The 12126-nt window shown below is 49.5% G+C and carries 7 protein-coding genes; all 7 read left to right on the top strand.

The annotated features are described in order from the left end of the window. Window positions 1–82 precede the first annotated feature (82 nt). The 7 genes from BLA28_RS03065 (at window position 83) to BLA28_RS03035 (ending at window position 11919) form a co-directional block, all read left to right on the top strand. Window positions 83–1405, top strand: coding sequence for an ABC transporter ATP-binding protein (locus BLA28_RS03065; RefSeq protein ID WP_009251241.1), 1323 nt, complete (start codon window positions 83–85; stop codon window positions 1403–1405). Window positions 1406–1429: 24 nt separating this feature from the next. Continuing rightward, window positions 1430–3526, top strand: a complete 2097-nt coding sequence (locus BLA28_RS03060; RefSeq protein ID WP_069155963.1) for a class I SAM-dependent methyltransferase — start codon at window positions 1430–1432, stop codon at window positions 3524–3526. Beyond that, window positions 3523–5517 carry a glycosyltransferase family 2 protein gene (locus BLA28_RS03055; protein WP_069151870.1) on the top strand — a complete coding sequence of 665 codons (1995 nt, stop codon included), beginning with the start codon at window positions 3523–3525 and terminating at the stop codon, window positions 5515–5517. The genes BLA28_RS03060 and BLA28_RS03055 overlap by 4 nt, the downstream gene beginning before the upstream one ends. Before the next feature lie 38 nt (window positions 5518–5555). Beyond that, entirely contained in the window at window positions 5556–7559 is a 2004-nt protein-coding gene (locus BLA28_RS03050) for a glycosyltransferase family 2 protein (protein ID WP_069155962.1), read from the top strand. 86 nt (window positions 7560–7645) lie between these two features. Next, complete coding sequence (locus BLA28_RS03045) at window positions 7646–9373, top strand: phospho-sugar mutase (RefSeq protein ID WP_044965185.1); 1728 nt, start codon at window positions 7646–7648, stop codon at window positions 9371–9373. A 129-nt stretch (window positions 9374–9502) separates the two neighbouring features. Continuing rightward, window positions 9503–10954 carry a glycosyltransferase gene (locus BLA28_RS03040; protein ID WP_069155961.1) on the top strand — a complete coding sequence of 484 codons (1452 nt, stop codon included), beginning with the start codon at window positions 9503–9505 and terminating at the stop codon, window positions 10952–10954. Next, window positions 10951–11919 (top strand): glycosyltransferase family 2 protein, encoded by a 969-nt coding sequence (locus BLA28_RS03035; RefSeq protein ID WP_242880553.1) that lies wholly within the window; start codon window positions 10951–10953, stop codon window positions 11917–11919. The genes BLA28_RS03040 and BLA28_RS03035 overlap by 4 nt, the downstream gene beginning before the upstream one ends. Window positions 11920–12126 lie beyond the last annotated feature (207 nt).

Raw genomic sequence — 12126 nt, 5'->3', positions numbered from 1 at the left:
TATGTTTCACACTGAAGAACGCGAAAGACGCGTTCTTCTTATTGAATATATGTGTCCGCTGATGCGGACAAGAGGTATAATTATGGAAGAAAAGCAGCTTGCCATCCATGTGGAGGGGCTGAATAAAGTATATAAGCTCTATGATCATAACCGGGACAGGCTCGTCGATTCCCTGGGGCTTTCCCGAAAAAAGAAATACAGGGAGCATTTTGCCCTCAGGGGCGTGGATCTGGATGTTTACCAGGGGGAATGCGTGGGTATCATCGGGACAAACGGTTCCGGTAAATCCACTATTCTTAAAATCATAACCGGCGTACTGAATGAGACAAGCGGCGTCGTTCAGGTCAACGGCAGGATTTCAGCCCTTCTGGAGCTGGGAGCCGGTTTCAACATGGAGTACAACGGGATAGAAAATGTATATCTGAATGGTTCCATGATTGGTTTTTCTGAAAAAGAAATCGATGAAAAGCTTCAGGATATTCTGGATTTCGCGGATATCGGAGAATATGTATACCAGCCCGTCAAAACGTATTCCAGCGGTATGTTTGTAAGGCTGGCTTTTGCTGTAGCCATAAATATTGATCCCGAAATCCTCATCGTGGATGAAGCGCTTTCTGTCGGAGATGTGTTTTTTCAGGCGAAATGCTACCATAAATTCGAAGAATTTAAGAAACAGGGAAAAACAATTCTCTTTGTGAGTCATGATTTGAGCGCAATCAGTAAATACTGTGACAGAGCGGTACTTTTAAACCAGGGGGTGAAGCTGGGAGAAGGCAGCCCCAAGGAGATGATAGATACCTACAAGCGTGTGCTTGTGGGGCAGTATGAAATGCCGGAAACAGACGGTAAGGGCGGTCTGCTTCAGGATCAGGACATCCGGGACGCGGCGGCAGCGAAAGCGGACGGCGTTAAAACGGAAAAGAAAACGCCGGTTAAGGAAGAACAGGGGGTTAATCCTCAGGCGCTGGAGTATGGAACCAAAGAAGCGGAGATTACCGGCTATTATGTGACGGATGGGAACGGGATACGGACGACCACCATTCTGAAGGGGGAACCCTTTACCCTTCATATGAATGTGCGCATTCATGAGGATGTGGCGGCTCCTATCTTTGCTCTGTCTGTCAAGAATATCAAGGGTGTGGAAATTACCGGTACCAACACGATGGTGGAGCGGGCGTTCCTGGAAGGGGTGAAAGCCGGCGAAGAGCTGGAAATCACCTTTACCCAGAAGGTGCGGCTTCAGGGCGGGGATTATCTGCTGTCCCTGGGGGTTACCGGATACAAGGGGGATACCTTTACGGTTTACCACAGGCTGTATGATATCATCAATCTGACCATTATTTCGGACAGGGATACGGTGGGATATTTTGATATGGAGTCTGAGGTGTCGGTAAAGAGATCATAACGAACGGAAAGGCAAGGGCCGAAGATGACGGAGCAGATAGGAAAGGTAACACTGGACTTATCCTTTTACCCCGGAGAAGACTTCTACTGTGACGGAACCGTAGAAGATGAGATACTGGACATTGTGAAAACATGTCCCCCGGAGGATTATCAGAAAAAGATTGAGGAGAAACACAGCTGGCCTGTGTTTTATCATCTTTCTCCCCAAAGGCAGAATATTGTATCATGGCTTCCCATGGATAAGAATACCAAGGTGCTTGAGGTGGGAAGCGGCATGGGCGCCATTACTGGTGTCCTGGCGGAAAAGGCAGGCAGCGTAACCTGTGTGGATCTGTCCAAAAAAAGAAGCCTTATCAACGCTTACCGTAACCGCGAGCATGATAATGTGACTATTTATGTGGGCAATTTCAATGATATTGAACCTGTGCTGCCCTGTGATTATGATTATGTCCTTCTTATCGGTGTTTTTGAATACGGGCAGAGCTACATTCCTACCCAGACACCCTTTGAGGATTTCCTGAAGATTAACCAGAAGCATGTAAAAAAAGACGGCAATCTGGTTATTGCCATTGAAAATAAAATGGGAATGAAGTATTGGGCCGGCTGCGTGGAGGATCACCTTTCCCAGTTTTTTGCGGGGATTGAGGATTATCCGGACGGAGGCGTGGTGCGTACCTTTACAAGGGGCGGATTTGAAAAGCTTTTTGCCAAATGTGGCATTTCCGACTATCATTTCTATTATCCATACCCGGATTATAAATTTGCGGATACCATTTATTCGGACAGGCGCCTTCCCAAGGTGGGAGAGCTGAGTAAGAACCTGCGGAATTTTGATGCGGACCGGATGCTCCTTTTTGATGAAAAAAATGTGTTTGACATGGTGATCCGGGAAGGTATTTTCCCCATGTACAGCAACTCTTATCTGATCATGACAGGACCTGCACCGCAGACAATCTACTCCAAATTTTCCAATGACCGGGCGGATATTTATGCCATCCGGACGGATATCCTGGAATCCGGCGGGCGGCCTGACGGAACCGGCGGAGCGGGCAAAAAGCGCTGCGTCCGTAAATATCCGGCCGGTCCGGCCGCGGTGGAGCATGTGGGAAACATTTCGGAATATTATAAAAAATTGAAAAAAAGATTTGACGGAAGCGGTCTTTTTATCAATGAATGTCATCTAATAAAGGATGGGAATTCTCTGCCCTATGTGCAGCTGGAGTATCTGGAGGGCTGTACGCTTGAGGAAATGCTGGATGAATGCCTGGAAGAAGAGGATTTGGAGTCTTTCCGAAAGCTGTTTTATGAATATATGAATAAAATAAGCTACCGTCCCCAGCAGCCGGTATCGGATTATGATCTGATTTTCGGGAATATACTCGTCGATACGAACGGCAGATGGAACCTTATCGATTACGAATGGACCTTTGAGGAAATTGTGGATACCAATGCGCTGGCGTTCCGCGCCCTTTACTGTTACCAGATGGGCAATGGGAAGCGTAAGAAGCTTGTCCTGGAGGACTGGACGAAAGAGCTTGGAATCAATGAAGAGGCGGCAAAGGAATACCGGGCCAGGGAACGAAGGTTCCAGAAGGCGGTTACCGGCAACCGTGTGTCCGTTTCCGATATGCGGGTGCTGCTTGGAAGAAGGGCCATACCCTGGCAGGGATTTTTTGCGGACCTGGAAAACAACAAGGTACAGATTTTCGAAGATTATGGCACGGGCTACAGTCCTGAGCATTCTTATTATCTCTATCTCAGCTATATGGTAGAGGGACGGATGCGCGTTTCCCTGCCTGTGAAGGAAGGTGTGAAGGGCATCCGTATTGATCCTGCGGAAACTTCCTGTATGGTGCGTATGCTGGCGGCCAGACTGAATGAGGAGGAGCTTCCGCTTTCCGAACCGGCTTACCTGGCTATGAACGGCTGGGAACTCAGCAAAAAAAAGGAAGCCAATCCGGTATTCTTTTTCCATACCAATGATCCGAATATCAATATCCGGCTGGAAAAGGTGGAGCATAGCGGAAATGAACTGCTGGAGGTGGAATTTGAGATAGAAAGGCTGTCGGAGGAAACGGCATCCGTTCTGGAAGCCAATCTGAAAAGGAGGCGCTGGTTTTGAACCTGAAAAAAACATTGCAGGAACCGATGCGGAGAAGGCAGACAAGAAAATACGAAGAACGCATAAGCAGCCAGACGGTAGCTTATCATGACTGGATTCTGAAAAAGGAAAAAGCGGAAAGAGAGGGCAGCGCCCTTCTGGGGCAGGAGCTCTCTATCGAATATATTGCGTACAGCGGCTGCGGGGAAGCTTTTTCCCTGAAAGATGCGGACGCGGATCTGACGGTTTTTTATGGGGACGGCGGAAAGCCGGAGAAGGAAGAAATGGGGCTATTGGCGGACTATTTTGCCCGCCATCCCCAGGTTTTGATCGCCTATGGCGATGAGGATGAGGTGGACGCCTCCTCAGGGGAGCCCCGCCGCAAAAATCCCTGGCTGAAGCCGGACTGGTCGCCGGACACTCTTATTTCCTATTTTTATTTTGGAAATATTTTTGCCGTGAGGACAGAGGCCTGCCGGGAAATTCCCTGGCTGGGGAGCCGTGATTTCAGGAAGAATCTGTATGATTTCTGCCTGAAAGCGGTGGAAATAAAAGGAGAAGCCGGGCATATAGACAGCGTGCTTTTCCATAATACCTGCCCGATCTGTCCTTTCGGGATGGAAGAAAAATATGAGGATATTAAAAAAGAGGCATACATAAGACGAGGATGGCCCCTGAAGCCGGAAGGAATGGTGTCCATAGTAATACCCTCCAAGGATAATCCGGGTGTTCTGTCCACATGTGTCCATTCCATTCTGGAGGCCAGCACTTACCGGAATTTTGAAATTATAGTAATAGATAATGGAAGCAGTGAAAAAAATAAGGAACGTATTCATCTGATGCTTTCCCAGATGCAGGAGGAATGCCGGTTCCGTTATATCTATGAACCCATGGAATTTAATTTTTCCGCCATGTGCAATAAAGGAGCGGAGCTGGCAAAGGGGGATTATATCCTTCTTCTGAATGATGATATTGAAATCATCCAGGAGGACTGGCTGGATAAAATGCTGGAAAAGGCCATGCTTCCTCATGTGGGAGCGGTGGGTGTCAAGCTGCTTTATCCGGGCAGCAATACCATTCAGCATGCGGGGATCACCAATATACGTCTGGGCCCTGCCCATAAGCTGCAGTTCCGGGATGACCGGAATGACTATTATTTCCTGCGCAACCGACTGTGCTTTGATGTGCTGGGAGTGACAGGGGCCTGCCTTATGGTTAAGAAAAGTACCTACGAGGCGGCGGGCGGCCTGTCCGAAACACTCCGGGTGGCATTTAATGATGTGGAATTGTGTTATCATTTATATGATATGGGTTATGTCAACGTTGTGAGGAACGATGTCGCGCTCTATCATCACGAATCCCTGAGCCGCGGAATGGATGACAGCGTGGAAAAGCTGAAGAGGCTTCATCAGGAGCTGAATATGCTCTATGAGCTGCATCCTTCCATTTACGGGCAGGATCCCTTTTACCACCGTTATCTGGTACGGGATGTGCTGGATCAAGAATTCTATGCGGGAAACCGGTATGAGTATACGGACCGCTGTGATAGGGCGGAACCGGAAGCGCTGCGTGACGGCCTGCGGCCGGAGTGGAGCAATGAAGTGCTTCGCATGGGCATTGAATTCGCCGGGGACCTGTGCAAATGGGAGACCGGGAAAAACGGCGGAGGCAATTATTTTATCCAGGGCTGGTGCTATGCCCTTCAGGTGGATAACAGCCAGTACCGCTTTAACCTGCTGCTGAAACCGGTGGATCGGGGAGACGGTCCCGCGGAGGAAAGCGGCGGCGAAGCCGGCGCGGTGTGGAAGGTTCCGGTGAACCGGCAGTACCGGCCGGATATCCAGGAAAATCTGGGCCATATGCAGATGGTAGCCCTTACCGGCGTGTGTCTGCAGTTTGACAGGGAAGCCCTGCCGGAAGGGGAATATCTTATCGGTTTTCTCTGGGAGGACTGCTGTTCCAGACAGAAGCTTTACCAATGGACGGCAGAAACCATGGAAATCGTACACTAGGTCGTTTCCCTGAATGGTATGGAGAAAGAGGCAATTTGATGGATCAAAATAAGAAAGAACCATTAACACCGGAGAGCAGTGCGGTGTTACCTGAAAAGGATTATAAAGAGGCCTATGAGCAGGAGCATTATAAGAACACCTATCTGGCAGGACGAGTGGCGGAATTGGAGGATAAGGTGGACGACCTGCAGTTCAAGCTGGACAGGATTAAAAATAATCCGGTCTGGAAGGCCAGCACGCCCTTGCGTAAGGGGATGCATTTCTGCATCCGCCAGGTGGATCGGGTAAAAAACTGCGGCAGCATAGGCGGTGTGGTTACCAAATTAAAATATAAGTCCAATGAACGCAAGGCCATGAAGCATTACGGTACGGAAAGCTTTCCTTCGCAAGAGGAAAGAAAAAAACAGGAGGAGACGGTTTTTCCCCGTATGGTGAAAATCAGCATCCTTACGCCGCTCTGGAATACGCCGGAGAATTTCCTGAGGGAAATGATTGGATCCGTACAGCAGCAAACCTATGGAAACTGGGAACTTTGCCTGGCTGACGGTTCGGACGATGCCCACAGCTATGTGGGGGAAATCTGCCGGGAGCTGGCGGCAAAGGACGGGCGGATCTGCTACCGAAAGCTGGAAAAAAATGAAGGAATCGCCGGAAATACCAACCAGTGCCTTACCATGGCCACCGGTGAATATATCGGTCTGTTCGATCATGACGATTTGCTTCATCCCTGTGCCCTCTATGAATATGTGAAGGCAATCAATGAAAAAAATGCAGATTATGTCTACTGTGATGAAGCCACCTTCAAAAACGGTGATATCAATCAGATGATTACCATGCATTTTAAGCCGGATTATGCCATTGATAATCTGCGGGCCAATAACTATATCTGTCATTTCAGCGTGTTTTCCAGGGAGTTGCTGGACGGTACCGAGCTGTTCCGCACCAAGTTCGACGGAAGCCAGGATCATGATATGATACTGCGGCTGACGGATCGGGCGAAGAGCGTGGTGCATGTGCCTAAGCTGCTTTATTACTGGCGCTGGCATCCGGGCAGTGTGGCGTCCGGTATTGAAGCCAAGCCCTATGCCATTGAGTCGGCCAGGGGTGCGGTGGCGGATCATCTGCGTAAACATGGCTTTTCCCATTTTACAATCACAAGCACGCGTGCTTTTGAGACAATCTTTAAAATCACGTATGAGATCATAGGAGAGCCCAGGATATCCATTATTATCCCTAATAAGGATCATGCGGAGGATCTGCGCCGCTGTATTTCTTCTATTATAGAGAAGTCAACCTACGACAATTATGAAATTGTTGTGGTGGAAAACAACAGTGAAACGAAAGAAATTTTTTCCTATTATGAGGAACTGAAAAATAATCCTTCGATCCGGGTCGTGACCTATGAAGGGGAGTTCAATTATTCTGCCATTAATAACCTGGGCGTGTCCTGTGCATCCGGTGACTATGTGCTGCTGCTGAACAACGATACGCAGGTGATTACCGTAAACTGGATGGAAGAGCTTCTTATGTATGCCCAGCGCCAGGATGTGGGCGCTGTGGGAGGAAAGCTCTATTATGGAGATAAAACCATTCAGCATGCCGGTGTGGTCATCGGACTGGGCGCACACCGCACCGCAGGCCATACCCACTATCGGCAGAAGAGGGAAAATCTGGGATACATGGGAAGGCTCTGCTATGCCCAGGATGTATCAGCCGTGACGGGAGCCTGCCTGATGGTGAAAAAAGCACTTTATGAGGAAGCCGGTGGCCTGGACGAAGGGTTCGCCGTTTCCCTGAACGATGTGGACTTCTGCCTGAAGCTGCGGGAAATGGGGTATCTGAATGTATTTACTCCTTTTGCGGAACTTTATCATTATGAGTCGATATCCAGAGGCCTGGATACGGACGGCGCCAAAGCGGCGCGGTATAATGAGGAATCCGCCAAATTCCGGGAAAAATGGAAACAGCTGCTGGAGGAAGGGGATCCTTATTACAATCCTAACTTTACATTGGATAAAAGTGACTATTCTTTACGGGTTTAGTGTTTTGTAGTATACTGATAGCAAATCGACTTCTTCAACAATCAGATTAAGGGCCGCAAATGGCGGCAGAAAAGGAGGAGAAACACATGGGATATATGGAGGAATACAAATTCTGGCTGGAAAATGATTATTTTGACCAGAAGACCAAAGAGGAACTGAAAGGCATCGAAGGAAACAATGCGGAAATCGAGGATCGTTTTTATAAGGATCTGGAATTCGGAACCGGAGGACTGCGCGGAGTGATAGGCGCGGGAACCAACCGCATGAATATTTATACGGTAAGAAAGGCAACACAGGGCCTTGCCAATTTCATCAAAAAACAGGGCGGAGAAAAGAAGGGCGTTGCCATTGCTTACGATTCCCGTTTCATGTCCCCTGAATTCGCGGATGTGGCGGCACTTTGTCTGGCGGCCAACGGCATCAAGGCATATGTGTTTGATGAACTCAGACCCACACCAGAGCTTTCCTTCGCTCTGCGTACATTGGGCTGCATTTCCGGTATTGTGGTAACGGCAAGCCATAACCCCCCGGAATATAATGGCTATAAGGTTTACTGGGAAGACGGCGCTCAGGTTACGGCTCCCAAAGACAAGGAAATCATCGATGAAGTAAAGGCTGTGACCGATTATGCGGATGTTTTGACCATGGATAAAGAGGCTGCCATGGCTGCGGGCCTGTACCAGGTAATTGGTTCCGAAATCGATGACGCCTATATGGTGGAATTGAAAAAGCAGATCATCCATCCCGAAGTGATTCAGGAGATGGCGGATGATATCAAGATTGTATACACACCCTTCCACGGCACAGGAAACAAGCCGGTAAGAAGAGTCCTTTCCGAACTGGGCTTCAAGCATGTATACGTGGTTCCTGAGCAGGAGCTTCCGGATCCCGAATTTACCACCCTGGATTACCCGAACCCGGAGGATCCCAAGGCGTTCACCCTCGCTCTGAAGCTTGCCAAAGAGAAGCATGCGGATATCGTTATGGCAACCGATCCGGATGCGGATCGCCTGGGAATCTATGCCCTGGATACCAAGAGCGGGGAATATGTTCCCTTTACCGGTAATATGTCCGGTATGCTCATTGCAGAATACATTTTACGGGAACGCACTGCAACAGGCACCATGCCCGCCAATCCGGCCATGGTAAAAACGATTGTTACCACCAATATGGCAGATCCCATCGCAGCGGATTATCATGTGAAATTAATCGAAGTATTAACCGGCTTCAAGTATATCGGAGAACAAATCAAGCTGTTCGAAGAAACCGGCTCCAACAACTATGTATTCGGCCTGGAGGAAAGCTATGGCTGCCTCGCCGGAACCCATGCAAGGGACAAGGACGCAGTCGTTGCGGTTATGTGCCTCTGCGAGGTTGCCGCATGGTGCAAAAAGCACGGACAGACGCTCTGGGATAAGATGGTAGAGCTCTATGAAAAATACGGATACTTTAAAGAAGATCTTTACACAATAACATTAAAAGGCATTGACGGTTCCAAGCAGATCGGTGAAATGATGGATAAGCTGAGGAAGAATCCCCCTGCCGAATTCGGTGATTTGAAAGTGATCAACGTAAGGGATTATGCTACCGGCATTACCAAAGAACTGGCAACCGGAAAAGAATCCCCCACCGGACTTCCGGAATCCAATGTGTTATATTTTGATCTCACCAACGATTCATGGTGCTGTGCAAGACCGTCCGGAACCGAGCCCAAGATCAAGTTTTACATGGGCGTGAAAGGAACTAGCCTGGAGGATGCCAAAGCCAGAAATGAAAAACTGACGGAAGAATTAAAGGCTGTGATCGAAGCATAGAAGTAAAAATTTACTGTCAAAGACTATAATGGGCTGTAAAACCAGCCGGGCGCCGGTGTTCATCCAATCAGGATGAACACCGCTTCTTGCCTGTGGGGCAGGTATTGACAGAGGGAAGTAGGAGAATGCATGGGACATGTTTTCAGTCTGTCCAATTTGATAAAGGCTTACCGGTATCTGAAAAAGAACGGTGCGGCAGCAGCGTTTTCTGCTGTGCAGGAGCGGATACTGCAGGATGGGAAGAACGACTGGAAGTATCAGAGGCCTGACAGGGAAACACTGGAGGCTCAGCGCAAAGATGCAATAGCATCTTTTGAAGCAATAGCATCTTCAGAAGCAGCGACTTCTTTGGATACAATGGCATCTTCAGAAACTATGGTGTCCTCAGAGACCGCCGTTTCTTCAGAACCTGCCGCTTCGGCGGAAGGGAAAGGTGCACCTGTTCTGTTCAGCATTGCCGTGCCGGCTTTTAAGACCAACCCGGTTTATTTAAAGGAACTGCTGGATTCCCTTCAGGAGCAGAGCTATCCTTACTGGGAACTCCTTCTTGCGGATGCGGGAGGAGAGGACAGTATGGAACAGGCCGTACGGGAGCGGAAAGATGACCGAATCCGCTATATCAGGCTTGAAGCCAACGAAGGGATTGCAGGAAATACCAACGCCGCCATCTGCCGTGCCTCGGGGCGCTATATAGGCCTTCTGGATCATGATGATGTGCTGACTCCCGATGCCCTTTATGAGATGGCCCATGCTCTCAAAGAAAAGGAAAAAAGAGGAATCCATCCGATTTTTCTTTATTCAGATGAAGATAAATGGGATGGGGAAGACAGCTATTACGAACCGCACCACAAGCTTGATTTTAATCTCGACCTCCTGCTGTCCAATAACTATATCTGCCATTTCCTGGTGATGGAAGCATCACTTATGAAACGCCTCCTCCTGCGCCCCGGCTTTGACGGGGCACAGGACTACGATTTAGTCCTCCGGGCTTCCGCAGACGTGCTCCGGGATAAAGCGGAGGAACTTTGCGTCCACATACCCAAAGTGCTCTACCACTGGCGCTGCCACAAAGAATCCACCGCCTCCAACCCTGCCAGCAAAACCTATGCTTATGAAGCAGGCCGCCGCGCTCTGGAGGATTTTGCCAAAAACCAGGGCTGGAATGTCCGCATACACGATACCAGACACCTCGGCTTTTACCGCATGGAATTCCTTCCCGACGTCCTTTCCCAGAGAAAAGACATCGCAGCAGCAGCCGGCCCCCTCCCATCTGTAAAAGGAAAACTCATAAGCGGCATTTACGACACCGACCGGCAGGGAAATACAAAAATGCGCTACCAGGGCCTGCGCCGCAGCTTCAGCGGCTACATGCACCGTGCCGTTCTCCAGCAGGACGTGGAGACCGCAGACATACGCACCATGCAGGTCAGCCCCCAATGGCAAAGCGCGCTGGATCATGCCCTCCAGAAAATACGCGAAGGCGCAGATCCCATACAAACCAGCATCCATTTATGCAAAGAAATGAGAAAAGAAGGCTTCCGCATTCTGTGGGACCCATGCAGGAAAGAAGGAACCCATTGAAAACAACCGTAATCATACCCAACTATAACGGCATAGATTATCTCGAAAACTGCCTCCGATCCCTGGAAAGCTCCTTCACAGACAAAGCCCCCGCCTTTGAAGTCTGTATCGTGGACAACGGATCCGTTGACGGCAGCCCCGAAATGGCAGAACAGCTTTTTCCCTGGACACAAATCATCCGCTTCCCTGAAAACAGAGGCTTCTGCGCCGCCATAAACGAAGGAATCACCCGTGCCCGCACCCCCTACGTATTCCTTCTCAACAACGACACCACCGTAGATCCCGCCTGCATACGTAGACTCGAAAGACGAATGGACAACGATCCCCGCCTCTTTTCCGCCGCCGCCAAAATGCTCTCCATGAAAAATCCCGACATCATGGACGGCGCCGGAGACCGCTACAACGCCTTAGGCTGGGCATTTGCCATAGGAAAAGGCCGCCCCTCCACCGACTACAACACCCCCATGCCCATTTTTTCTGCCAGCGCCGGAGCCGCCCTCTACCGCAAAGAATACCTCCAAAAAACCGGCCTCCTCGACGAACTCCATTTCGCCTACCTGGAAGACGTCGACCTGGGCTACCGTGCCCGCATCCTCGGCTACAGCAACGCCTACGAGCCCACTGCCAAAGTGTACCACGCCGGAAGCGCCACCACCGGCTCCCGCTACAACCCCTTCAAAATAACCCACTCCTCCCGCAACAACATTTACCTCATTTACAAAAACATGCCCCTTTTCCAACTGATCCTCAACCTCCCCTTCCTCATAGCCGGTTTTTTCATAAAAACCCTCTTCTTCTGCGCCAAAGGCTACGCCGGCGTATACCTCAAAGGCCTGGGAGAAGGCATCAGACTCTGTACCACCCCCGAAGCGCGCCAAAGAAAATTCCGTTTCAAACCCGCCAATTTCGGGCACTATATAACCATACAACTGGAACTATGGCTCAACATTTTCCGCCGCCACTAATTATTTAGATAATTTTTAAATTATTATCTTATAAAATAACTACTATATACCATTCGGATTTTCCGGTAATTGAGTGACCGTAACCTTCCTCCCGCCCTGAGTCAATCATCCGTGCCGCTGGAATCCGTTCCCTCCGTCCGGCTCGGGAAGAGATGTATGCACTGAAAGGGCCGTTTAAAAACGCCGGTCCTTGGGTTGTGTCCTTTA

The organism is Eisenbergiella tayi (assembly GCF_001881565.1).
In the GTDB taxonomy this organism is placed as follows: domain Bacteria; phylum Bacillota; class Clostridia; order Lachnospirales; family Lachnospiraceae; genus Eisenbergiella; species Eisenbergiella tayi.
Note: the sequence above shows the minus strand (reverse complement) of the source record. Positions and strands in the feature narration are given on the sequence as shown.